The organism is Streptomyces sp. NPDC004051 (assembly GCF_053604275.1).
Window position 1 is genome coordinate 1 of record NZ_JBSGHG010000061.1, and the last position, 23,897, is coordinate 23,897.

A 23,897-nucleotide genomic window follows, 5' to 3' on the forward strand; every position below is an offset into this window, starting at 1 on the left:
GACCGCTGGTACCCCTCCTCCAAGACCTGTTCCGGGTGCGGCGCGGTGAAAGCCAAGCTGCCGCTGCACGTGCGGAGCTATGAGTGCGACGCCTGCCACCTGGTCATCGACCGGGACGACAACGCCGCGCTCAACCTCGCCGCACTCGCGGCAGCCTGCCTGACTGGTACCGGAGTGGCCGGAGACCAGGACGCCGCCCCGGCGGTGTCGAAGCCTCGTGGAGCCGACCAGAAGACCCGCGCCACCCGCACCCGCCGCACGGCGGAGGCGGGGCGGGCAGGTGGCGCAACCCTGCCGCAGCAGCGGCAGACAGAAGCGAGAGACCGTACTCAAACCGAAGCCCTCACGCTCTGGTGACGAGACGGACCTTCCGGGCCGAAATGCCCGGAATGCCGAGACCCGACTACGGTCTTGGCAACGGTCCCTACGCCCGGAACTCCTGCTTGCGTTCCGGGGACGCCTCGGCCAGGGCCTTGGCGACGGCCTCGGTGTCCCCGCGCAGGCCGTAGACCGGGGTGTCGGGCTGCTGGCGCCAGGAGTCGTCGATGCCGCCCGCGTCCACGGTGTCGAAGCCGAGCTCCTCGATCAGGGCCCGGACCTTCCGCTTGGCCGCCCCGTCGTCACCGGCGACGGGCAGGGCCATCCGGTCCGAAGCGCCGGCGGGGCGGTGGCGGTCCAGGATGTCCTGGGCGTACGTGCCATTGAAGGCCTTGATCACGGGGTGGCCGATCTGCCGTTCCGTCCAGCGGCTCTCCGTGAGGCCCTCGTCCTCGATGCCCTCGATCCTTCCGTCGCGCTGCCGGGGGTAGTAGTTCCCGGTGTCGATGACGGCCACGCCCTCCGCGGCCTCGTCGAACAGGCCGGACGGCAGGTCCGGTACGGCCTTCAGGGGGACGGTGACGACGACGACCTCGGCGCCGCGCGCCGCGTCCTCGGCCCGTACCGGGGTCGCGCCGGTCTCCTCGGCCAGACCGCTGAGCGTGTGGGGGCCACGGGAATTGGCGACGGAGACGTCGTGGCCGAGGGCGGTGAGCCGCCGTGTGAGGTTGCCCCCGATGTTGCCCGCTCCGATGATGCCGATCTTCATGTCCGCTCGCCTCGCCCTTCCGGGGATCGATGTCCGCTTCGGCTCCCTTCGGGAACCGCCATGGTCGACACCAACTGCCCGGGGTGGGCGTGCTATTCCCCGCTTGTTCCCGACTTGTTCGTCAACGGTCCGACACGCGCATCTCGAACCAGGTCGTCTTGCCCCGCGGGAGCAGGTCGACGCCCCAGCGGTCGGCGAGGGTGTCGACGAGGAAGAGGCCCCGCCCGCTGACGTCCAGCTCCTGGACCGGCATGAGACAGGGCAGGCCGCGGGAGGGGTCGCGGACCTCGACGCGGATCCGGCGGGGGCGGCGGCGCAGCCGGAGACCGAAGACGCGGGCGCCGGTGTGGCGTACCGCGTTGCCGACGAGCTCGGAGACGAGCAGCACGGCGTCCTCGGTGGTCGCGGCGGTGAGGCCCCACTGGCGCAGGAGCACGAACCGGGTGAGCCGTCGTGCGGTGGCGGCGGACTCGGGGCGGGACGGCAACGGAACCTCCGCCTCCGTCGGATTGCCGAACAGCTCCAGCGCCTTCTGAGCGCGTTCGTCCTCGACCGTCGGCGACCAGCGCGACACGGTCGCACGTCCGTCTCCCCGCGGCTGCTCCGTCCCATCCAGCCCCGCCATGGCCTCATCATGGCCGCCCGGTGGGGCGCCCGGGGAGGTTCCGGGGGAATGCGCCCCCTGCGCGCCCCCGCTCCGGGTCGGGCCTCCGGCATGCGCCTCAGGCACTTCGGGGCCGCCGGCGGCCCTTGTCGTCTGCGGCAACGGCTCGCGGTGCGGCAATCGACAGGCTCCCTCGACGCGGCAGACTTAAGGGCCCGTTAAGGCTCCCATAAACCGCCCCGCCGAGGGACCCGAATCAGACATCGTGTCAATTGCAAGCCCCCGGAAGGGGTTTCAGAGGAACTTCGCCTTGCCGGGGCCGTCCTCCACGAAGCTGCGCATCCCCCGCTCGCGGTCCTCGGTGGCGAACAGGCCCGCGAACCAGTTGCGTTCGACGGCGAGGCCGGTGTCGATGTCGGTCTCCAGACCGGTGTCGATCGACTCCTTGGCCGCGCGCAGCGCGATCGCCGGGCCCTTGGCGAGCCGTGCGGCCCACGCGTGCGCCTGCTCGTAGACCTCGGCGGCGGGGACCACCCGGTCCACCAGGCCCAGTGCGAGCGCCTCGTCGGCCTTCACCTGACGGCCCGTGAAGATGAGGTCCTTCGCCCTCGACGGGCCGATGAGACGGGCCAGGCGCTGCGTACCGCCGGCCCCCGGGATCAGCCCGAGCAGGATCTCCGGCTGGCCCAGCTTGGCGTTCTCCCCGGCGATGCGGAAGTCGGCGCAGAGCGCGAGTTCGCAGCCGCCGCCGAGCGCGTAACCGGTCACCGCGGCCACCACCGGCTTGGGGATGCGGGCCACGGCGGTGAAGGAGTCCTGCAGGGCGCGGGCGCGCAGGACCATCGCGGTGTGGTCCATCGCCTGCATCTCCTTGATGTCCGCGCCCGCCGCGAACACCTTCTCGCCGCCGTGGATCACGACGGCGCGCACGTCCTCGCGGCGCGTGATCTCCTCGGCGAGTTCCTTCAGCCGGTCCTGCGTGGCAACGTCCAGTGCGTTCATGGGCGGGCGGTCCAGGCGCAGCGTGCCGACGCCCTCGGCGACTTCGAGATGTACGGTCATGCCAGCAGGTTAACGGTGACTAACGGCAACGGGGCCGGTGCGGTCGATCACACCCGGCCGGGGGTCCGGGGGTTGCCCCCGGACAGACACAGCACGGCGACTGACGGCAACGGGACCGGTGCGGTGATCACACCCGGCCGACGGCAGCGGCCCCGGCGCCCTGTCGGGTGCCGGGGCCGCGTGTGCCGTGACGGAGCGGGCCGTGCCGGTACTACGCCTTCCACTCCTCCCAGGACATGTTCCAGCCGTTGAGGCCGTTGTCCGGGGCGATGGTGGCGTCGTTGGAGTTCTTCACGACGACCACGTCGCCGATCATGGTGTTCTCGTAGAACCAGGCGCCCGGGGCCTTCTTGTCCCAGCCGCCCCGGGTGTCGCGCAGCCCGATGCAGCCGTGGCTGGCGTTGTAGTTGCCGAAGGCGCCGCCGCCCCAGTAGTTGCCGTGGATGAAGGTGCCGGAGGTGCTCAGGCGCATGGCGTGCGGCACGTCCTTGATGTCGTACTCGCCCTTGCCGTCGGCGTCGGTGAAGCCGACGGTCGCGCCGTTCATCCGGGTGACCTTGAGCCGCTCGCTGACGACCATCTTGCCGTTCCAGGTCTCGGTGCCGGGGGCGCCGGCGGTGATCGGGATGGTCTTGATGACCTTGCCGTCCCGCTCGACCTTCATGGTGTGCTTCTTGGCGTCGACGACGGAGACCTGGCTGCGGCCGATGGTGAAGGAGACCGTCTTGGACTGCTTGCCGTAGACGCCGGGACGGCCCTCGACGCCGTCGAGGTCGAGGTCGACGGTGACCTTGGTGCCGGCCTTCCAGTACTTCTCGGGCCGGAAGTCGAGCCGGTCGTTGCCGAACCAGTGGCCCTCGACCTCGACGGGCGGTTCGGTCTTGATCCGGATGGCCTTCTCGACGTCGTCCGGGTTGGTGATGCCCCGGGTGAAGCGGAGCGAGAACGGCATGCCGACGCCGACCTTGGAACCGTCCTCGGGCGTGAAGGTGCCGACGAAGGTGTTCTTCGGCGTCAGGGTGGTGAAGCTGGAGTCCTCGGCGGCGATGCGGCCGGCGGAGTCCTTGGCGACCGCGTGCACCGTGTACTCGGTGGCGGCGGCCAGGTGGGTCGACGGCGTCCAGCTGGCGCCGTCACCGGATATCTTCCCGTCGACCTTCTTGCCGTCCGGGGTCTTGACGACGACCTCGGTCAGCTTCCCCTTGGTCGCGTCGACCTTCAGCGCACCACTGGTCTTCACGGACTTGGCGCCGTTTTCGGGCGCTATGCCGATGACCGCCTCGGACTGCTTGCTCTGCGACCCGGTGGAGCCCTTGCCCTTGCCCTCGGCCGCCCCGGAGCCCGGGTCCGTCTCCCCGCCGCCGCACGCGGTGACCGCCAGCACCACTCCGAGTGCCAGCGCCGCCAGCTTCCTGCCGCCATACCTCCGCGCGTCAACCGACGCCCCCGGAATCGGCCCCACGTTCACTTGTTTCTCCCCTCGGCGGGCCTGGCCGGACCCGCGCCCCGCGCGCCCCTCGCGCGTTTCGGCGCATAGTAACCACAGGCCAGGGGCGTTGGACGCGGTGGGTTTGTCACCGTTCCGTTCCAACTTCAATGACCTGTGGCGTACAACCGGAAGACCCTCCCGGCGGTCCGCGCGCGGGCGCTACAGGGGGTCACCTCGCGGAGAAAACGCGGGGGTTCACTTCACGGCGCCGCCCTTCGTCCACTCCTTCCAGCCCATGTTCCAGCCGCCGAGGCCGTTGTCGGGGGCGACCGTCGTGTCCTTGCTGTTGACCACCTCGACGACGTCCCCGATGAGGCTGCGGTCGAAGAACCAGCCCGCCGGGGTGTCCGCGCCGCCGCCCTTCACGTCGTGCAGTCCCACGCACCCGTGGCTGACGTTGGTGTCGCCGAAGACGTCCTTCTCGGTCCAGTAGTTGCCGTGCAGGAAGGTGCCGGACTGGGTCAGGCGGATGGCGTGCGGGACGTCGGGGATGTCGTACTCGCCCTTGCCGTCGGCGTCGGTGAAGCCGACGGTCGCACCGTTCATCCGGGTGACCTCGAGCATCTCGGTGATCACCATCTTCCCGTTGTACGTGGGGGTCTTCGGCGCCCCCGCCGTGATCGGCACCGTGGCCAGTTCCTCACCGTCCCGGCTCACCTTCATCGTGTGCCGGCCCGCGTCGACCACCGAGATCTGGCTGCGGCCGACGGTGAAGGAGAACGTGCGGTGCTGGAGCCCGTACACCCCGGGCGCGCCCTCGACGTCCCGCAGGTCCAACTCGACGGTGACCTCGGTGCCGGGCCGCCAGTACTTCTCGGGCCGGAAGTCGAGCCGGTCCTTGCCGAACCAGTGCGGGCGGATGTCGACGGCCGGACGGGAGGTGACCCGGATGGCCCGTTCGACCGCCGCGCGGTGGACGATCTCCCGGTTGAACGCCAGGGAGACGATCATCCCGGTGCCGACGACGGTGCGGTGTTCCGGGGTGACGTAGCCGATGAAGCGTTCCTCGGGGACGTACGTCGTGAACGTGGTGCGGCGGGAGGAGCGGCGGCCGGCGTCGTCCCGGGCCACGGCGTCGACCGTGTACTTCGCGGCGAGCGCCAGCCGTTCGTCGTCGGGCTGCCAGGTCCGCCCGTCGGCGGAGATGCGCCCGGGGACCGGGGACTCCCGCGCGTCCTGCGATCTGACGACCTTCACCGACTCCAGCCGCCCCTCGGCCGTCCGCACCCGCAGCATGCTGCCGGGGCGCACCTCCTTGCTGCCGTCGGCGGGCGCGACCCGGATGACCTCCTCGGGCGCCGGAGGGCCGAACGCCCCTCCGATCGCGCCGTCCGAGGTACAGCCGACGGCTCCGGTCAGCAACAACCCTGTCCATGTCAGTACGGCGGCCAGTGCGGCCCTCGCGCGCCGTGCGCGCCCTTGTACGTGGCTCACGCGGTACCCAACGACGGTCCGCGCCGTGGGGAAACGACCACGCGCCCCCTCGGGGCACGCGAGGGTACGCCTTCTGGGGGAATCCGCGGGTGCGCCCCCGCTCCGGGTGTGCTGTCGTGCGGACGGGTCGTGCTCTCGGCGGCACGTGAGTGCGCGGCATGCTCTGGGCAGAACTGTGGGGAGGACGACGCGCCGGGGAGCCGCGGCCACTTTCCCCTGCCCGCCGTCGTCCCACGAGCCGCGGGAGGCTGACAGGTGTCCAGCGCAGCCGAGCAGGAGGCGGTGGCCGGGGAACGGGCCACCGGCGACGGGCGCCCGGCCGTCGCCGTGAACGGCGTGCGGGCGGCACCGCCGACGGCGGCGACCGTGCCCGTGCGGCCCGGCCCGCCGACACCCCTGGGCGCCCGCTTCCGGACCGGCCCGGACGGGGTGGCGGGGACCGACTTCGCCCTGTGGGCGGGCGGCGCGGAGGGGGTCGAGGTGTGCCTGTTCGACGAGGGCGGCGGCGGGGAGGTCCGGGCCCGGCTCACCGAGCTGACCGACGGCGTCTGGCACGGTTTCGTACCCGGCGTCCTGCCCGGCCGGCGCTACGGCTACCGGGTGCACGGCCGCTGGGACCCGTGGACCGGCGCCCGCTGGAACCCGGCGAAGCTGCTGCTCGACCCGTACGCCCGCGCGGTGGACGGCGACTACGCCGCGCACGGGCTGTCGCCCGAGGTGTACGGGCACGTCCGGGACTGGCCGGAGCAGCACGTCGCGGACACCGTGCGCGACGACCGGGACTCCGCCCCGTACGTGCCCAAGGCCGTCGTCGTCCACGAGCCCGACAACGGCACCGCCGGCACCACCGCCGTGGAGGCCGACCACCGGCCCCGCACCCCGTGGGCGGACACGGTCCTCTACGAGCTGCACGTCAAGGGGTTCACCCGACGCCACCCCGGCATCCCCGAGGAACTGCGCGGCACCTACGCGGGGCTCGCGCACCCCGCCGCGATCGAGCACCTGGTGAAGCTGGGCGTGACGGCCGTGGAGCTGCTGCCGGTGCACCAGTTCGCGCACGAGGACCACCTGCTGCGGCGCGGGCTGCGCAACCACTGGGGGTACAACTCCATCGGCTACTTCGCCCCGCACGCCGGCTACGCGGCCTCCGGGACGGCCGGCCAGCAGGTCGGCGAGTTCAGGCGGATGGTGCGAGCCCTGCACGCGGCGGGCATCGAGGTCGTCCTCGACGTGGTCTACAACCACACCGCCGAGTCGAACGAGCTGGGCCCCACGCTGTCCCTGAAGGGCGTCGACAACCGCGGCCACTACCGGCTCCAGGCCGACGCCCGCCGGTACGCCGACTACACCGGCTGCGGGAACACCCTGGACGTCGTCCGGCCGCAGGTACTGCGCCTGATCATGGACTCGCTGCGCTACTGGGTGACCGAGATGGGCGTCGACGGCTTCCGCTTCGACCTGGCGGCGGCGCTGGCCCGCTCCGCGCACGAGGTCGACATGGACTCCCCGTTCCTCTCGGTGATCGCCCAGGACCCGGTGCTGCGCGGGGTGAAACTGATCGCCGAGCCGTGGGACGTGGGCCCCGGGGGCTACCGGGTGGGGGCGTTCCCCCCGCTGTGGTCGGAGTGGAACGACCGGTACCGCGACGCCGTGCGGGACTTCTGGCGGCCCGCGGCGGCGGACCTGAGGGAGATCGGCTACCGGCTCTCCGGTTCGAGCGACCTCTACGACTGGGGCGGGCGGCGCCCGTACGCCTCGGTCAACTACGTCACCGCGCACGACGGGTTCACGCTGCGCGACCTCGTCTCGTACGACCGCAAGCACAACGAGGCCAACGGCGAGGGCAACCGGGACGGCGCCGACGACAACCGTTCCTGGAACTGCGGCACCGAGGGCGAGACCGACGACCCGGACGTGCTGGCCCTGCGGCGGCGGCAGCTGCGCAACCTGCTGACCACGCTGCTGCTGTCGACGGGTGTGCCGATGCTGGTCGCCGGTGACGAGATGGGGCGCACCCAGCGCGGCAACAACAACGCCTACTGCCAGGACAACGAGACCGGTTGGGTGGACTGGGAACTGCTGGCGGAACCGGGGTGGAGGGCCCTGTTCGACCTCACGTCCCGGCTGATCGCCCTGCGCCGCCGCCATCCGGTGCTGCGCCGCCGGACGTTCTTCTCCGGACGGGCGCACGGCGCCGACGGCCTGCGCGACCTGGCCTGGTTCACCGCGCGGGGCACGGAGATGACCGAGGAGGACTGGTACGCGCCCGCCGCCACGCTCGGCATGTACCTCTCCGGGCGGGACATCCCGGACCACGACGAACGCGGGGAGCCGGTACGCGACGACAGCTTCCTCGCCGTGCTGCACGCCGGTGACGCCCCGGTGGACGTCCTGCTGCCGGGGCCTCCGTGGGCCCGGCGCTACGAGGTGGTCCTGGACACCGGCCGGGAGGACCAGTCGGCCGCACCGGACGCGGTCCACCCGGCGGACACGACGATCACGGTGCCGGGGCGGACGGTGCTGCTGCTGCGGGCGGCCGGCTGACGGCCCGGTCAGCCGAGGATGCCGCGGTCGTAGGCGCTCGCCACGGCCGCGGCACGGTCCCTGACGCCCAGTTTGGCGTACAGGTGGGTGAGGTGGGTCTTCACGGTCGCCTCGCTGATGAAGAGCTCACGGGCGATCTCCCGGTTGGAGGTGCCCCGGGCGACCAGTCCGAGGACCTCGCGCTCCCGCGCGGACAGCGGTTCGCCGCCGGACGAGCGGGGGGAGCGGACCGCGGAGACCAGGCGGGAGGCCACCGCCGGGGAGAGGACCGTACGGCCTTCGGCCGCCGCCCGCACGGCCGTGAACAGCTCCTCGCGCGGCGCGTCCTTCAGCAGATAGCCGGTCGCGCCCGCCTCGATCGCGGGCAGGGTGTCGGAGTCGGTGTCGTAGGTGGTCAGGACGAGCACCCTGGCCCGCGCGCCCCGGCGGGACAGCTCCCGGATGGCGTCCACGCCCGAACCGCCCGGCATGCGCAGGTCCATGAGCACCACGTCCGGGTCCAGGGCGGCGGCCCGCTCCAGTGCCTCGACGCCGTTCGCCGCCTCGCCGAGGACGCGGAAGCCGGGCGCGGACTCGAACATGCCGCGCAGGCCGTCCCGTACGACGGGGTGGTCGTCGACGATCAGCACGGAGACGGCCGAGGGCTCCGTCGAGCCCGGGTGGTCCGTCGAGGCCGGGGTGTCAGTCATGGCGGACCAACGGTACGCGAGCCGACACCGCCGTGCCGTGGCCGGGCTCGGACTCCACGGCGAGGGAGCCGGCGATGCGCTCCGCGCGGGCGCGCATCCCGTCGAGGCCGAAGCCGCCGCTGCCGGTGCGGGCGGGGCGCACCCGCGGGTCGAAGCCGCGGCCGTCGTCGCGGATGTCGAGGGTGACCTCGTCGCCGATGTAGGAGAGCGTGACGCCGACCCGGGTGGCGCGGGCGTGCCGGGAGGCGTTGGACAGGGCTTCCTGGGCGATCCGCAGCAGGGTGGCGGCGACCTCCTCGTGGAGGGGCTCGACGGTGCCGGTGACCGTGCAGTCGGCGCGGGCGCCGGTGCGTTCGCCCCACTCCGCGACCGTCTTCTCCAGGGCCTGTGGCAGCCCGTCCCGGTCGAGGGCGACCGGGGCGAGGTTGTGCACGGAGCGGCGGGCCTCGCCGAGGCTCTCGCGGGCCAGGTCGGTGGCCCGCACCACGTGGACGCGCGCCAGGTCCGGGTCGCGGGTGTTCGCGACGACCTGGAGCTGGGCGATGATGCCGGTCAGGCCCTGGGCGAGGGTGTCGTGGATCTCGGCGGCCAGCCGTCTGCGTTCGTCGGCGACCCCCGCCTCCCGTGCCTGGACGAGGAGTTGGGTGTGCAGGGCGGCGTTCTCGTCGAGGGCCCGCTGCAACGCGGCGTTGGTGTGCTCCAGTTCGGCGATGGTGGCGGCCTGCGCGCGGGTGCGTTCCTCCTCCAGCTCGCCGAAGTGGGCGAACAGGGCTACCAGCAGGCCGTTGACCAGGAGGACCGCGCCGAAGAACACCCAGCCCTGGCCGTCGCGCGGCGGCAGCCCGCCCGACTGCGAGCCCGCCGTGGTCACCGCGGTGGCGACGAGGCCGGCCTTGACCAGACGTCTCGGGAGGTGGTGCCCGACGCCGAAGTAGCCGATGACCGCGTAGAAGGCGAACAGCGGGCTCAGCCAGGTGAGCGCGAACCCGACGCCCCAGCGGACGGCGTAGTAGCAGACACTCTCGGTGGACGGCCCGGGGCGCCTGCGCTCCGCTCTGCCCCAGGCCAGTTGCAGGACGGCTGCCACGACCACCAGCACACCGCTCGCCCACCGCTCACCGCGGGTCATGCCGACCTCGTCGGCGACCGACACCGAGAGCAGGGTGCCGGCCGCGAGCAGCACGTACGGCCCCCAGCGGTGGAACACCGCCCAGCGCTGCTCGACCGCCGCCCCGTCCGGCACGGTGCCCTCCCCGGTCGCCCGCGCGGACGCACGGGGCTTGCTCCCCCACGTGGACGCCCCGCCCACGGGCCGCCGCGCGCCCGTCCCCGCCCCGTTCGACATGGCTCCATTCTTGGTGGTCCCGGTGGTCCCGGTGGTTCCGGTGGTTCCGGTGGTTCCGGTCAACCGCCCGGTCATCCGCTCACTCCCAGCGGAACCAGCGTGCGGCGGCGGCCGTCAGCAGCAGGGTCCAGGCCGCCAGGACGGCCAGGTGGGTCCAGCCGGGCCAGGCGCCGGCGGCGGCCTGGTTCAGCGCCTCGGCGGCGGCGCCGAACGGGGTCCAGCCGACGATGTCGGCGAGCAGGTCCGGCATGGCCTGCACCGGCAGCCACACCCCCGCGCAGAACATCGCCGGGAACAGCGCGGCGGAGCCCACCGCGCCCGCGATCTTCGTCGTGCGGGACAGCGCGGAGAGCACGGCGCCCAGGGCGAGGGCGACGAGCACGGCGAGGACCAGGGCGAGGAGGTAGCCGAGGGGCCGGCGCGGCAGCCGCACGCCGAAGGCGAGCCGGCCCACGGCGAGCGAGAGCAGCGCCGAGAGCAGGGCGGCCCCGCCGTACACCAGCATCTGCGCGCCGAGCAGGGCCGTGGCCCGTACCGGGGTGGTGGCCATCCGGCGCAGGATGCCGTGTTCGCGGTAGCCGGTGAGGGTCTGCGGCATGCCCTGCACACCTCCGACGATCAGCCCGAGCAGCACGGTGACCGGGACGTACGCGTCCACCGGGCGCAGCCCGCCGAAGGACGGGTCGGCCTCGCGGAAGGAGGGGATGGAGCCGAGGATCACCAGCAGGAGGGTGGGGAAGAGCAGGACCCAGAAGATCCCGCCGGGATCACGGCGGAAGAGGCGGATCTCGCTGCGCAGGACGGCTGCGTTGAGGACGGAGGGGAGGACGGAAGTGGTCACACCGGGACCTCCTCGGTGGCGTCGGGCTCGGGCGTGGCGTCGGTCCGCCCGGTCAGGTCCAGGAACGCGTCGTCCAGGGTGGCGTCGGTGACCCGGAGCTGGTGGGCGGTGACACGGGTGCGGGCGAGGAGGGTGATGACGGCGTTGACGGTCTCGTCCGTGCCGGACAGGGTGACGCGGCCGTCCCGGTGCTCGATCGAGGCGAGGCCGGGCAGGCCGTTCAGGTCACGTTCGTCCAGGGGCGCGGAGGGCGTGAAGCTGATGACCGTGGCGCCCGTCGAGCGGCGGATCAGCCCGGCCGGGGTGTCCAGGGCGGCCACGCTGCCCTTGTCGATCACCGCGATCCGGTCGCAGAGGCGCTGGGCCTCCTCCATGAAGTGGGTGACCAGCAGGACGGTGACGCCGTCCGCGCGGATGTCCTCGATGAGCTGCCAGGCGTCGCGGCGGGCGCGGGGGTCCAGTCCGGTGGTGAGTTCGTCGAGGACGACGATCCGGGGGTCGCCGATGAGGGCGAGCGCGATGGACAGTCGCTGCTGCTGCCCGCCGGAGAGCTTGCCGAAGCGGCTGTTCAGGTGCGGGGTCAGTCCGAGGCGTTCGGCCAGGGGCCGCCAGTCGGCGGGCCGCGGGTAGAAGGCAGCGTACAGCTCCAGGGCTTCGCGGACGGTCAGTTTGGCCTGGAGCCTGCTCTGCTGGAGCTGGGCGCCGAGGACCTGGGCGACCTGTCCGTGGTCGGCGGTCGGGTCGAGGCCGGTGACGCGGACGCGGCCCGCGTCGGGGACGCGCAGGCCCTCGACGCATTCGACGGTGGTCGTCTTGCCGGCGCCGTTGGGGCCGAGGACGCCGAAGATCTCGCCCTCCTCGACCGTGAAGGAGACGCCGTCCACGGCGGGCCGGCCCCCGTAGGACTTGCGCAGATCGGTGACTTCGATGACGGGCATAGCACCCAGCGTCCCGGTGGGCGAGGTGCCCGTACATCGGCCGTCACGCTCGAGACGCATCGGCCGATCGGCTGATGGTGTGGTACGACTTCCCCGGTTTCCGCGCCCGGGCGGCCGGAGCCGCAGGTCGTAGGTCCGAGGACCGAGTCCGGTCCGGCCTAAACTCGGTGGGCAGTGTCAGTTGCGTTCCGTAGGCTCACTGCTGATGGCCATCACACCCCCGCTCCTCGAAAAGCGCGAAGCACGCGAAGCGTCCGAAGTGCCCGAAGCGCGATCCACGGTCCGTACGCTGCTGCGTCTGTGGCCGTACGTGCGGCCCGTGCGGGCGCGGCTGTTCACCGCCGCCTTCATCGCGATCCTCGCCTCCTGCATCGGCCTGGTCATCCCGCTGGTCCTGAAGTGGATGGTGGACGGTCCGATCGCCGACCGGGACCCGGCAGGTGTGTGGCTCGGCGCGCTGTACCTGCTGCTGCTCGGGCTCGCGGAGGCCCTGCTGTTCGGGTTCCGGCGGTGGCTGGTGGCGCGTCCGCTGGCGGGTGTCGAGGCGGGCATGCGGGCGGACCTGTACCGGCGCCTGCAGCGGCTGCCGGTGGCGTTCCACGACCGGTGGCCGTCGGGGCAGTTGCTGTCCCGGGGGACCACGGACCTGATGCTGCTGCGCATGTTCCTGGCCTTCCCGCTGACGTTCCTGCTGGTCAACGGGGTGACGATCCTTGTCGGCGTGATCATCATGCTGGTTCAGGACTGGGCTCTGGGACTGGTGGTCCTGATCCCGGTCGTGCCGGTGATGGTCATCTGCGTGGCCTTCGAGAAGCGGTACTCCAAGGCGTCCCGGCTCGCCCAGGACCAGGTCGGCGACCTGACGACGGTCGTCGAGGAGAGCGTGCTCGGCATCCGCGTCGTCAAGGGGTTCGGCCGCCACCGCAGCCAGGCGCGGGCGTTCCGGGAGCTGTCGAAGGGGCTGCGCGGGACGGAGTTGCACAAGGCCCGGCTGCTGGCCTCCATCATGAGCGTCATCGTGACGCTCCCGGAGCTGGCCATCGGCGCGACCCTGGTGCTGGGGACCGTGCGGGTGGCCGACGGGGACCTGTCCGCGGGCACCCTGGTGGCGTTCCTGTCGACGGCTCTGGCGCTGCGCTGGCCGGTGGACTCGATCGGCTTCCTGCTGGCGATGAGCCAGGAGGCGGCGACCGCGACCGAGCGGTACTTCGAGGTGATGGACGCCGAGGAGGAGTCCCCGGGCCCCGACGGCACCCGGACGCCGCCCGCCCCCGAGGGCGAGGGCGGGCTGCGCTTCCACGGCGTCACCTTCCGCTACCCCGACGCCCCCTCCGGCTCCCCGCCCGTCCTGGACCGTGTCGACCTGCACATCCGGTCCGGTGAGTCGATGGCCCTGGTCGGCGCGACCGGCAGCGGCAAGACCACGCTCACCGCCCTGGTCCCGCGGCTGCACGAGGTGACCTCGGGGCGGATCACCCTGGACGGTACGGACATCACCGCGCTCTCCCGCGAGGAGCTGCGCAGCAGGGTCTCCGTGGCCTTCGAGGAGCCCACCCTGTTCTCGGCCGCGGTCGGGGAGAACGTGCTGATGGGCGCGGGGCCCGGGGCCGGGGAGGCCGAGCTGGAGCGGGCGCTGGGCGTGGCACAGGCCGACTTCGTGGACGCGTTGCCCCAGGGCGCCGGCACCCAGGTCGGCGAGCAGGGGCTCAGTCTCTCCGGCGGGCAGCGGCAGCGTCTCGCGCTGGCTCGCGCGGTGGTCGGGCAGCCCGAGTTCCTGGTGCTGGACGATCCGCTGTCCGCGCTCGACGTGCACACGGAGGCCGCGGTCGAGGCCGCCCTGCGCCGGGTGCTCGCCGACACCACCGCCCTGATCGTGGCGCACCGCCCGTCCACGGTGCTGCTGGCCGACCGCGTCGCCCTGCTCTCCGGCGGCCGGATCACGGCGGTCGGGACCCACCACGAACTGCTGCGCACCCACCCCGAGTACGCCCACCTCATGGCCGGCGACCCGGCGGGGGAACAGGAGGACCAACGATGACGGCGGCCCCCACCGCGCCCGCACAGGACAAGGACGACGGGCACGGCAGGCACGGCAAGGACGGCGAGCCGCACTCCGGCGACCCCTTCGACCAGGACGTGCTGCCCACTCCCCCGGGCGCCACCGGCGTCCTGCTGCGGTCCCTGCTGGCCCCGATGCGGGGCAGGGTCGCCCTCACCGCGCTCCTGCTGCTGCTCCAGCAGACGGCGGTGCAGGCGGGTCCGCTGCTGGTGGCGTACGCGATCGACCGGGGCGTGCCCGCGTTCCGGGCCGCCGACCACGGGCCGCTGATCGCGGTCGCGGTGGGCTATCTGCTGTGCGCGGCGTCGGGCGGGGTGCTGCAGTACGCGTTCATCGTCACCGCCGCCCGGGTCAGCCAGGACGTGCTGCTGGACCTGCGCGGCCGGATCTTCCGGCACGCGCAGGCGCTCAGCGTCGACTTCCACGAGCGCTACACCTCGGGCCGGCTCATCTCCCGCTCCACCACGGACGTCGAGTCGTTGCGGGAGCTGCTGGAGGAGGGCCTGCAGGAGCTGGTCACGGTCATCGTCTCCTGCGTCTACGTCTCGGTGCTGCTGCTCTGGCTGGACCTCGGGCTCGGCGCGCTGGCGGTGGCGTCCTTCGTCCCGCTGTACGCACTCGTACGGTCGTACCGGCGGCGCGTCACGGAGGTGTACCGGCAGCGGTCGACGGCGATCGCCGCGGTGATCGTGAAGTTCGTCGAGACGATGAACGGCATCCGCCCGGTGCGCGCCTTCCGCCGCGAGGCCGCCAACGACGCCGACTTCCGCGCGCTGAACCGGCGGCACGAGCGGACCAACGGGGACGCCCTGCTGGAGATGGCCCGCTATGTGGTCGGTTCCCGGGTGGTCGCCAACACGACGGTCGCGCTGATCGTGCTGTGGGGCGCCTACCGGGTCGCGGACGGCACGCTCGCGCTCGGTGTGCTGGCGGCGGCGGTGCTGTACCTGCGGCGGCTGTACGACCCGATCGACCGGCTGGGCATGTTCCTCAACGCGTACCAGTCGGCGGCCGCCTCGCTGGAGAAGATCGCCGGACTCCTGGCCCAGGTCCCGTCCGTGCCGGAGCCCGCGTCCCCCCGGGAGCTTCCCAAGGCGCCGTCGCACCACCCGGGGCGCGAGGTCGTCTTCGACGCGGTCCGTTTCGCGTACCGCACCGGCGGCGAGGTGCTGCCCCGCTTCGACCTCACCCTCCCGGCCGGGCAGACCGTCGCCGTCGTCGGCTCGACCGGCGCGGGCAAGTCGACACTGGCCAAACTGCTCGCCCGCTTCTACGACCCCACCGACGGCCGGATCCTGCTGGACGGCGTCGACCTGCGCGACCTCGCGGGACCCGAACTGCGTCGCGAAGTGGTCATGGTGACGCAGGAGGCGTTCCTGTTCTCCGGCACGGTCGCCGAGAACATCGCCATCGGCCGCCCGGACGCCACCCGTGCGGAGATCGAGCGGGCCGCGAAGGAGATCGGCGCGCACGACTTCATCACCGCCCTGCCCGACGGCTACGACACCGACGTGCGCAAGCGCGGCGGCCGCATCTCGGCCGGCCAGCGTCAACTCGTCGCCTTCGCGCGGGCGTTGCTCGCCGACCCGGCCGTACTGATCCTGGACGAGGCGACCAGTTCCCTGGACATCCCCGGCGAGCGGGCGGTGCAGCGGGCGATGGCGACGGTCCTGCGGGGGCGTACGGCGGTGGTGATCGCCCACCGCCTGTCCACCGTGGAGATCGCCGACCGCGTCCTGGTGATGGAACACGGCCGCATCGTGGAGGACGGCGCCCCGGCCGACCTCATCGCGGGCACCGGCCGCTTCGCCGACCTCCACCGCGCCTGGCGGGACAGCCTGGCGTAGGTCCTGTCCGGCGGAGCGGGCCGCGGGACAGGACCCGAACAGAACAGGACGAACGCGAAACAACTTCCGACACCGTCACCATCGCCGCCATCGCCGCCATCACTGCCACATCGGCGAAACACTCCGTTTATCGAACCCGAACTCCCGGACAACGGACTTTTTTCGGCCAATGTATTGACGCGGTCCTGACAGAAACCGCGATCTCCTGCGACTCTTCCCAAGGCCACCGCGCGGCAACCCCACAGCGTCGTCGAACCGTCGCGCCCCGGCCACCGCTCCAGCACCGCAGCACGTGGTACCGCGTACCGCCCTGTTCTGCCCGGCCGGCTCACCAGCCGGCCGGTCTCCCCTGGCCGCACAACCCGCGGCCACGCAGAAGGAGTCAGTGTTGAGAAGCAGGTCCTCCCACAGACGCACCCCCCACACCGCACGCCGCCGCACCGCCGCCGTCGCCCTCGCCGGGGTGGCCGCCCTGGTCGCCACGGCCGTGCAGTCCGGCAGCGCCACCGCCGTACCGGACGACACCCCGTCGGCCGCGAGCCGGGCGAACCCGGCCGCCGAGTCGGTCCGGCTCACCCCCGCCCAGCGCGCCGAGCTGATCCGCGAGGCGAACGCCACCAAGGCGGACACCGCCGAGGCCCTCGGCCTGGGCGAGAAGGAGCAGCTCGTCGTCCGTGACGTCCTCAAGGACCGCGACGGCACCGTCCACGTCCGCTACGAGCGCACCTACGACGGCCTGCCCGTCCTCGGCGGCGACCTCGTGGTGCAGGGCGAGAAGCCCGGCGAGACCGAGTCGGTCGTCAAGGCCACCCGGGTCGCGGTGAAGCCCGCCACCACCCGGGCCGCGGTGCCCGCCGCCAAGGCGGAGCAGCAGGCCCTCGGCGCCGCGAAGGCCGAGGACGCCGAGAACCCCGACGTCGAGAACGCCCCGCGCAAGGTCGTCTGGGCCGCGGACGGCAAGCCGACCCTCGCCTACGAGACCGTCGTCGGCGGGCTCCAGCACGACGGCACCCCGCAGGAACTGCATGTCGTCACCGACGCCACCACGGGCGAGAAGCTGTACGAGTGGCAGGCCGTCCACACCGGGACCGGCCACACCGTCTACAGCGGCACCGTCGACCTGACCACCGCCCGGTCCGGATCGTCGTACACCCTCACCGACGGGGCGCGCGGCAACCACAGGACGTACAACCTGAACCGCGGCACCTCCGGCACCGGCACGCTGTTCTCCGGCTCCGACGACGTCTGGGGCAACGGCAGCTCCTCCAACGCGGAGTCGGCCGCCGCCGACGCCCACTACGGGGCCGCCCTGACCTGGGACTACTACAAGAACGTGCACGGCCGCAACGGCATCCGCGGGGACGGCGTGGGCGCCTACTCCCGGGTCCACTACGGCAACAACTACGTCAACGCCTTCTGGTCGGACAGCTGCTTCTGCATGACCTACGGCGACGGGTCGGGCAACGCCAACCCGCTGACCTCGATCGACGTGGCCGCGCACGAGATGACTCACGGCCTCACCTCGAACACCGCCGGCCTGCGCTACAGCGGGGAGTCCGGCGGCCTCAACGAGGCGACCAGCGACATCTTCGGCGCGACGGTCGAGTTCTACGCCGGCAACTCCTCCGACGTCGGCGACTACCTCATAGGCGAGAAGATCAACATCCGCGGCAACGGCACCCCGCTGCGCTACATGGACCGGCCGAGCAAGGACGGCTCGTCCAAGGACTCCTGGTACTCCGGGCTCGGCTCGATCGACGTGCACTACTCCTCGGGCCCCGCGAACCACTTCTTCTACCTGCTGAGCGAGGGCAGCGGCGCCAAGACCGTCAACGGCGTCAGCTACGACTCGCCCACCTCGGACGGGCTGCCGGTCACCGGCATCGGCCGGGCCAAGGCGGAGAAGATCTGGTTCCGCGCGCTGACCACCAAGTTCACCTCGACCACCAACTACGCCGGCGCCCGCACCGGCACCCTGGCGGCCACCGGTGAGCTGTACGGCACGAACAGCGCCGAGTACAAGGCGGTGCAGAACGCCTGGGCCGCCGTCAACGTCGGTGCCCGCGCCACTGGCTGAGGACGCGGCACGGTGCAGGGGCGCCCGTACCGGAGTCCGATCCTCCGGTGCGGGCGCCCCCGTGCCACCGGGTGCGCGGGACCGCCTTACCCTTGGGTCCCATGTCTTCGGCGGACTTCACCTACGACCACGTCGGCGCGACCCGTGAGCCGGGTTTCTGCCCTCCCGGATTCCATCCCCTGCACGTGCGCACCCGTCTCGGCGAGGGCGAGGCGGTCTTCCGCCAGGGCGCGGAGGCGGTGCTCACCTGGGAGCTGCACCGGGCACTGGGCGTCGGCCTCGACACCACCGCCGACCGCGCGGCGCCCGGTGTCGACGTCACCGTCACGCTCGCCGGGGTGGTCAGGGCGCCGTGCCGGGTGGTCTGGACGCTGGAGGAGGACCGCAGGGCCGGCTGGGCGTACGGCACCCTGCCCGGCCACCCGGAGTGCGGCGAGGAGGCGTTCGTGGTGAACCGCACCGGTGACGGAACGGTGTGGCTGACCGTCTCCGCGTTCAGCAGGGCGGCCCGTTGGTACGCCCGGGCCGCCGGTCCGGCGGCCCGGGGAATGCAGCACGCCTACGCCCGCCGCTGCGGCACGGTGCTGCGGCGCCTGGCCACGAAGGGCCTCGAGGAGTCCTGAGGCCCTTCGCGTCACCCGACGCCCGGCCGGCGTCCGGCCGGGCGGACGCCGGACCACCGGCCTACCGCATCAGCAGCCCCGCCGCCTCGGAGACCTCCTCCGAGGGGACCGCGACCAGGCCCATCTCGGTGCCGTGCGCCAGCAGCGGATGGCTGGGCAGGATGCGGACCGTGTAACCGAAGGGCCCGGTGCGGTCGAGGGAGAGCGGGCCCTCGTACACCCAGTGGCCCTCCAGGTCGGCGGCCCCCACCGGTTTCAGCGGGACGGGCGTCGCGCCGGTGATGCGGTCCTCCTCGTCCACCCGCCCGGAGACCGCCTGGACCTCGACGTCGTCCGGGTCGAGGGCGCCGAGGCCGACCCGCACCCGCAGCACGAGGGTGGTGCCGAGTTCCGCGGTGGCCGTCGTCGTCCCGGACGTCTCGACGTGGTCGACGCTCACGCCGTGCCAGGCGGCGCGCACCCTGGTCTTCCACCGGGCGAGGTCGCGCGCCCGGTCGGGTCCCATTGCCCGGTGGGCGCGCGCGGCGGGCGCGTACAGGCGCTCGACGTACTCGCGGACCATGCGGCCGGCCAGCACCTTCGGGCCGAGCAGGCTCAGGGTCTGCCGGACCATCTCCAGCCACCGGTCGGGCAGCCCGCTCTCACCGCGCTCGTAGAAGCGCGGCGTGATCCGCTGCTCCAGCAGGTCGTACAGCGCTGCGGCCTCCAGGGCGTCGCGCCGGTCCGGGTCGTCCCCCGCCGCCGAGAGCGTGGAGGCGCCCCCGCCCGCCCCGTCCGCGGTGGGGACGGCCCAGCCGAAGTCGGGCTGGAACCACTCGTCCCACCAGCCGTCCAGCACCGAGAGGTTGAGGCAGCCGTTGAGGGCGGCCTTCATACCGCTGGTCCCGCACGCCTCCAGCGGCCGCAGCGGGTTGTTCAGCCAGATGTCGCAGCCGGGGTAGAGCTTCTGCGCCATCGCCATGCCGTAGTCGGGCAGGAAGACGATCCGGTGCCGCACCCGCGGGTCGTCGGCGAACCGGACCAGCTCCTGGATGAGCCGCTTGCCGCTCTCGTCAGCCGGGTGCGCCTTGCCCGCGACCACGATCTGCACCGGCCGCTCGGGGTGCAGCAGCAGGTTTGTCAGCCGCTCCCGGTCCTGCAGCATCAGCGTCAGCCGCTTGTACGAGGGGACCCGCCGGGCGAACCCGATGGTCAGCACGTCCGGGTCGAGCACCCGGTCGACCCAGCCGAGCTCCGCCGTCCCCGCGCCGCGCTGCCGCCACGAGGCGCGCAGCCGCTCCCGCACCTCCGTCACCAGCTGCGAGCGCAGGGACCGGCGCAGCTCCCAGATGTCCTCGTCGGGGATGTCCCCGACGGATTTCCAGCGGTCCGAGCGGTCCGAACCGCCGACGGTCAGCGCCTCCTCGGTTCGCTCGGCGCCGATCTGCCGGGCGCCGAGCCGGAACACCTCGGGGGCGACCCAGGTCGGCGCGTGCACCCCGTTGGTGACGGAGGTGATGGGCACCTCCTCGGGGTCGAATCCGGGCCAGAGCCCGGCGAACATCTCGCGGCTGACCCTGCCGTGCAGCAGGGAGACGCCGTTGGCGTGCCGGGCCAGCCGCAGACCCATGACGGCCATGTTGAAGAGGTCGGGGTCACCGCCGGGGTACGACTCCATGCCGAGCCGGAGGATGCGGTCGACCTCGATGCCCGGCAGTTCGGCGTCGGGCCCGAAGTGGCGGGCGACCAGCCCGCGGTCGAAGCGGTCGATACCGGCCGGTACGGGGGTGTGCGTGGTGAACACGGTCCCCGCCCGGACCGTCTCCAGCGCGGGGCCGAACTCCATTCCTTCGGCGCGCAGTTCGGCGATGCGTTCCAGTCCGAGGAAACCGGCGTGGCCCTCGTTGGTGTGGAACACCTCGGGCGGGGCGTGCCCGGTCAGCCTGCAGTAGGCGCGCACCGCCCTGACCCCTCCTATGCCGAGCAGCATCTCCTGGAGCAGGCGGTGTTCGCTGCCGCCGCCGTAGAGCCGGTCGGTGACGCCTCGTTCGCCGAGGTCGTTCTCCTCGACGTCGGAGTCCAGCAACAGCAGCGGGACCCTGCCCACCTGGGCCAGCCAGATCCGGGCGCGCAGCGAGCGGCCGCCGGGCAGCGCGAGGATCACCAGGGCCGGGGTGCCGTCGGGCTCCTTGAGCTGGCCGAGGGGCAGTTCGTTGGGGTCGAGGACGGGATAGTGCTCCTGCTGCCAGCCGTCCCGGGACAGCGACTGGCGGAAGTAGCCGTGCCGGTAGAGCAGACCGACGCCGATCAGCGGGACGCCGAGGTCGCTGGCGGCCTTGAGGTGGTCGCCGGCGAGGATGCCGAGCCCGCCGGAGTACTGCGGCAGGGCGGCCGTGATGCCGAACTCCGGGGAGAAGTAGGCGACGGCGGCGGGCAGTCGGTCACCCTGCGACCGGGGGCCGGACTGCTCCTGGTACCAGCGGTCGCCGGTCATGTACGTGTGCAGGTCGCCCGCGACGTCGTCGAGACGGTCCAGGAACGGGCGGTCCCCGGCCAGTTCCTGGAGCCGGTCGGGCGGCACACTGCCCAGCAGCCGTACGGGGTCCCGGCCGCAGGCGGCCCAGCGTTCGGGGTCGACGGACCGGAACAGGTCGCCGGTCGGCGTGTGCCAGGACCACCGCAGGTTCCGGGCCAGTTCGCTGAGGGGCCGGAGGGGGTCGGGGAGAACGGGTCGGACGGTGAATCGACGGATCGCCTTCAAGTTCCACCTCGGCGCGAGTCGCGGTGCGGAAGGACGGCTGTGTGCGTCCGGTCGTCGCGCACGACAGTACCGGCGGGAACGGCCTCCACGGTGGAAGCCGGGCGATCCGGCCCCGCCGCACCCCGACCCAAACGATTCACCTCATGGCGGATATGGCCGATTCCCCACCCCCAGGCGTTCTTGTGGCACTTCGTTCCGCACGAGACGCTGCCACGGTGGCGTACCGGCCCGCGCCGGGTGCGACCCCGGCCACGACGCCGTACGCCGAGTCGCCGTACGCGAAGTCGCCGTACGCGGAGTCAGGGAGGGGAACTCGGACCATGGCACGGACGCGAACGCGGTGTCTGCGCCGGGCGGGGGTCATGGCGGCGGTCCTGTGCACCGCGACGGTCTCGGCCGCGACCCTGCCCGCGCACGCCGCGCCCGAGGGGCGGATATCCGGTGCCGGGGCGCCCGGCTCCGTGGCCGGCAGCTACCTGGTGACACTGGAGAAGGGGACCGTGGCACGCTCGGCGACCGGCCGGGATCTCGTGCGGCGCCACGGAGCGAGAATCAGCCATACCTACGACACCGTGCTCAACGGCTACGCCGTCCGGGCCGACCCGAGAGCGGCCGCGCGGCTCGCGGCCGACCCACGGGTCGCCTCGGTCACCCAGGACACCCGGGTGACACCGGCTCTGACGTCGGAGAAGCAGGACGACACACAGCCGAACCCGCCGTCCTGGGGACTGGACCGCCTGGACCAGCGGAGCCTGCCGATGGACGAGCGGTACACCGCGCCGGCCACGGCGGGCGCGGGGGTGACGGTCTACGTCATCGACACCGGCGTACGGATATCGCACCGCGACTTCGGCGGCCGGGCCCGGCACGGCTGGGACTTCGTCCAGAACGACCGGACCGCCCAGGACGGCAACGGCCACGGCACCCATGTGGCCGGCATCATCGCGGGCACGACCCACGGCGTCGCGAAGCGGGCCCGGATCGTCTCCGTCCGCGTGCTCGACGACGACGGCTCGGGCACCACGGCCCAGGTGCTCGCGGGCATCGACTGGGTGACCCGGAACGCGGTCCGGCCCGCGGTCGCCAATCTCAGCCTCGGCGGCTTCCACAACGCCCAACTGAACGCCGCCGTGCGGAAGTCCATCGCGTCCGGCATCAGCTACACGGTCGCCGCGGGAAACGGGGGAACGGCGGCGGCGCTGTACTCCCCCGCGAGTGTGAAGCAGGCGATCACGGTGGGCGCGATCGACCGGCAGGACAAGAAACCGGCCTTTTCCAACCACGGTTCCGCCCTCGATCTGTTCGCCCCGGGGGTGTCCATCACCTCGGCGTCGGCCGCGAGCGACACCGGGAAAACCACCGCCTCGGGTACGTCGATGGCGTCCCCGCACGCGGCGGGCGCGGCAGCGCTGTACCTCGCCGAGCATCGGCGGGCCACCCCGGCGCAGGTGGCGAACGCCCTGGTCAAGGGGGCGACGAGCGGGAAGGTGAGCGGTCGCGGGCTCGGTTCGCCGGACCGGCTGCTGCGGACTCCGCCACGGTAGCGCACACCCGCCGGGCCCCCGCGCCACGATCGCCCGGGCACCGGCGGGGAGACGGGCGGGGGCCGGGAACGGGCTCGTCGAGGACCGGCTCCGTCCTACACGGGCGGGGCCGGTCTTGTATGTCGACATACGCGCGAGTAGTTAACAAAGCGCCGGATTGCCCACCCGAACAGTGTGGGAAGGCTCCTGCGGTACACCCCTCAGGAACCCCACGCAGCATCAAGCAGGACCCACCTCCCCACAGTCATCCGCCCACCCACGTTGACGCGGACAGGAGCGGTCATGCCCGCCACGCATCATTCGTCGTCGGCCCCTTCGACACCTTCTCCGGAGCCCGCCGCCGGAACGCCCCCACCGGCCGCGGCGAACCCGACCTCCCTGGGGCGCATTCCCGTCCTCGACGTCCGGCCGACGGTCCATCAGGGGCGCCGTCCGGCGAAGGCCGTCGTCGGCGAGACGTTCGAGGTGACGGCCACCGTGTTCCGTGAGGGGCACGAGGCGGTGGCCGCCAACGTCGTCCTGAGGGACCCCGAGGGCCGGCGGGGGCCGTTCACGCCGATGCGGGAGCTGGCGCCGGGCACGGACCGGTGGGGGGCGACCGTCTGCGCCCGTGCGCCGGGGCGTTGGACGTACACCGTGGAGGCGTGGAGCGACCCCGTCACGACCTGGCGCCGCCACGCACGGATCAAGATCCCGGCGGGTACGGACACGGAGCTGGTGCTGGAGGAGGGCGCCCTGCTCCACGAACGGGCGGCGGCCGAAGTACCGGAACCGGACCGACGGGGCGTGCTCCTCGCCGCGGTGGACGCGCTGCGCGACGAACGGCGGCCGACGGCCTCCCGGTTGGCGGCGGCGTTGACGCCCGAGGTGGACGCGGTTCTGGCCCGCCACCCGCTGCGCGACCTGGTCACCCCCGGCGACCCGATGCCCCTGCTGGTGGAACGCGAACGCGCCCTGTACGGCTCCTGGTACGA

Annotated in this window: 18 protein-coding genes; 8 read left to right on the top strand and 10 right to left on the bottom strand. The window is 72.6% G+C overall.

The annotated features are described in order from the left end of the window. Positions 1-357 (top strand): zinc ribbon domain-containing protein (locus ACWEQO_RS33455; protein ID WP_452986326.1); only part of this gene is annotated, 357 nt, incomplete at its 5' end. Positions 358-424: 67 nt separating this feature from the next. Here ACWEQO_RS33455 and ACWEQO_RS33460 read toward each other — a convergent pair. The 5 genes from ACWEQO_RS33460 to ACWEQO_RS33480 all read right to left on the bottom strand — a co-directional run bounded on the left by ACWEQO_RS33460 (position 425) and on the right by ACWEQO_RS33480 (position 5,676). After that, entirely contained in the window at positions 425-1,183 is a 759-nt protein-coding gene (locus ACWEQO_RS33460; RefSeq protein WP_452986337.1) for an NADPH-dependent F420 reductase, read from the bottom strand. A 25-nt stretch (positions 1,184-1,208) separates the two neighbouring features. After that, entirely contained in the window at positions 1,209-1,817 is a 609-nt protein-coding gene (locus ACWEQO_RS33465; protein WP_452986338.1) for an ATP-binding protein, read from the bottom strand. A gap of 168 nt (positions 1,818-1,985) precedes the next feature. Then, a complete protein-coding gene (locus tag ACWEQO_RS33470) occupies positions 1,986-2,753 on the bottom strand; it encodes an enoyl-CoA hydratase/isomerase family protein (RefSeq protein ID WP_202275989.1) in 768 nt (255 codons plus the stop codon). Between the two features lie 211 nt (positions 2,754-2,964). Further along, positions 2,965-4,221, bottom strand: coding sequence for a L,D-transpeptidase (locus ACWEQO_RS33475; RefSeq protein ID WP_452986327.1), 1,257 nt, complete (start codon positions 4,219-4,221; stop codon positions 2,965-2,967). A 216-nt stretch (positions 4,222-4,437) separates the two neighbouring features. Further along, entirely contained in the window at positions 4,438-5,676 is a 1,239-nt protein-coding gene (locus ACWEQO_RS33480; RefSeq protein WP_361461960.1) for a L,D-transpeptidase, read from the bottom strand. 255 nt (positions 5,677-5,931) lie between these two features. On the opposite strand from ACWEQO_RS33480, the gene glgX reads away from it, so the two are divergent. Continuing rightward, entirely contained in the window at positions 5,932-8,220 is a 2,289-nt protein-coding gene (gene glgX / locus ACWEQO_RS33485; RefSeq protein WP_452986328.1) for a glycogen debranching protein GlgX, read from the top strand. A gap of 8 nt (positions 8,221-8,228) precedes the next feature. Here the strand turns inward: glgX and ACWEQO_RS33490 are convergent, their stop codons facing one another. The 4 genes from ACWEQO_RS33490 to ACWEQO_RS33505 form a co-directional block, all read right to left on the bottom strand. Beyond that, positions 8,229-8,909: a response regulator transcription factor gene (locus ACWEQO_RS33490; RefSeq protein ID WP_361461955.1), complete on the bottom strand. Its 681-nt coding sequence runs from the start codon at positions 8,907-8,909 to the stop codon at positions 8,229-8,231. Then, the gene (locus ACWEQO_RS33495; protein ID WP_452986329.1) at positions 8,902-10,254 is read right to left on the bottom strand and encodes a sensor histidine kinase; all 1,353 of its coding nucleotides are present in this window, start codon (positions 10,252-10,254) and stop codon (positions 8,902-8,904) included. Before ACWEQO_RS33495 ends, ACWEQO_RS33490 begins: the two co-directional genes overlap by 8 nt. Before the next feature lie 79 nt (positions 10,255-10,333). After that, a complete protein-coding gene (locus ACWEQO_RS33500) occupies positions 10,334-11,095 on the bottom strand; it encodes an ABC transporter permease (protein ID WP_452986330.1) in 762 nt (253 codons plus the stop codon). Next, complete coding sequence (locus ACWEQO_RS33505; RefSeq protein WP_452986331.1) at positions 11,092-12,033, bottom strand: ATP-binding cassette domain-containing protein; 942 nt, start codon at positions 12,031-12,033, stop codon at positions 11,092-11,094. The genes ACWEQO_RS33500 and ACWEQO_RS33505 overlap by 4 nt, the downstream gene beginning before the upstream one ends. Positions 12,034-12,238: 205 nt before the next feature. Here ACWEQO_RS33505 and ACWEQO_RS33510 point away from each other — a divergent pair, with 205 nt between their 5' ends. The 4 genes from ACWEQO_RS33510 to ACWEQO_RS33525 all read left to right on the top strand — a co-directional run bounded on the left by ACWEQO_RS33510 (position 12,239) and on the right by ACWEQO_RS33525 (position 18,639). Further along, positions 12,239-14,071: an ABC transporter ATP-binding protein gene (locus ACWEQO_RS33510; protein WP_361461943.1), complete on the top strand. Its 1,833-nt coding sequence runs from the start codon at positions 12,239-12,241 to the stop codon at positions 14,069-14,071. Next, positions 14,068-15,939: an ABC transporter ATP-binding protein gene (locus ACWEQO_RS33515; protein ID WP_452986332.1), complete on the top strand. Its 1,872-nt coding sequence runs from the start codon at positions 14,068-14,070 to the stop codon at positions 15,937-15,939. The genes ACWEQO_RS33510 and ACWEQO_RS33515 overlap by 4 nt, the downstream gene beginning before the upstream one ends. A gap of 388 nt (positions 15,940-16,327) precedes the next feature. Further along, positions 16,328-18,016: a M4 family metallopeptidase gene (locus ACWEQO_RS33520; protein ID WP_452986333.1), complete on the top strand. Its 1,689-nt coding sequence runs from the start codon at positions 16,328-16,330 to the stop codon at positions 18,014-18,016. A gap of 101 nt (positions 18,017-18,117) precedes the next feature. Then, positions 18,118-18,639, top strand: coding sequence for a DUF1990 family protein (locus tag ACWEQO_RS33525; RefSeq protein WP_361461939.1), 522 nt, complete (start codon positions 18,118-18,120; stop codon positions 18,637-18,639). A gap of 61 nt (positions 18,640-18,700) precedes the next feature. Here ACWEQO_RS33525 and ACWEQO_RS33530 read toward each other — a convergent pair whose 3' ends face one another. Continuing rightward, complete coding sequence (locus ACWEQO_RS33530; protein ID WP_452986334.1) at positions 18,701-21,379, bottom strand: glycosyltransferase family 1 protein; 2,679 nt, start codon at positions 21,377-21,379, stop codon at positions 18,701-18,703. Between the two features lie 320 nt (positions 21,380-21,699). Here ACWEQO_RS33530 and ACWEQO_RS33535 point away from each other — a divergent pair, with 320 nt between their 5' ends. Both ACWEQO_RS33535 and ACWEQO_RS33540 read left to right on the top strand, forming a co-directional pair. Beyond that, the gene (locus ACWEQO_RS33535) at positions 21,700-22,923 is read left to right on the top strand and encodes a S8 family peptidase (RefSeq protein ID WP_452986335.1); all 1,224 of its coding nucleotides are present in this window, start codon (positions 21,700-21,702) and stop codon (positions 22,921-22,923) included. Between the two features lie 282 nt (positions 22,924-23,205). Beyond that, on the top strand, positions 23,206-23,897 hold a 692-nt coding region (locus tag ACWEQO_RS33540), incomplete at its 3' end, for a maltotransferase domain-containing protein (protein WP_452986336.1).

What these genes read in the sequence shown, in the direction of transcription:
- ACWEQO_RS33505 (WP_452986331.1), bottom strand. Translation starts at nt 12,033, where the DNA reads ATGCCCGTCATCGAAGTCACCGATCTGCGCAAGTCCTACGGGGGCCGG.
- ACWEQO_RS33535 (WP_452986335.1), top strand. Translation starts at nt 21,700, where the DNA reads ATGGCACGGACGCGAACGCGGTGTCTGCGCCGGGCGGGGGTCATGGCG.
- ACWEQO_RS33495 (WP_452986329.1), bottom strand. Translation starts at nt 10,254, where the DNA reads ATGTCGAACGGGGCGGGGACGGGCGCGCGGCGGCCCGTGGGCGGGGCG.
- ACWEQO_RS33490 (WP_361461955.1), bottom strand. Translation starts at nt 8,909, where the DNA reads ATGACTGACACCCCGGCCTCGACGGACCACCCGGGCTCGACGGAGCCC.
- ACWEQO_RS33470 (WP_202275989.1), bottom strand. Translation starts at nt 2,753, where the DNA reads ATGACCGTACATCTCGAAGTCGCCGAGGGCGTCGGCACGCTGCGCCTG.
- ACWEQO_RS33510 (WP_361461943.1), top strand. Translation starts at nt 12,239, where the DNA reads ATGGCCATCACACCCCCGCTCCTCGAAAAGCGCGAAGCACGCGAAGCG.
- ACWEQO_RS33525 (WP_361461939.1), top strand. Translation starts at nt 18,118, where the DNA reads ATGTCTTCGGCGGACTTCACCTACGACCACGTCGGCGCGACCCGTGAG.
- ACWEQO_RS33515 (WP_452986332.1), top strand. Translation starts at nt 14,068, where the DNA reads ATGACGGCGGCCCCCACCGCGCCCGCACAGGACAAGGACGACGGGCAC.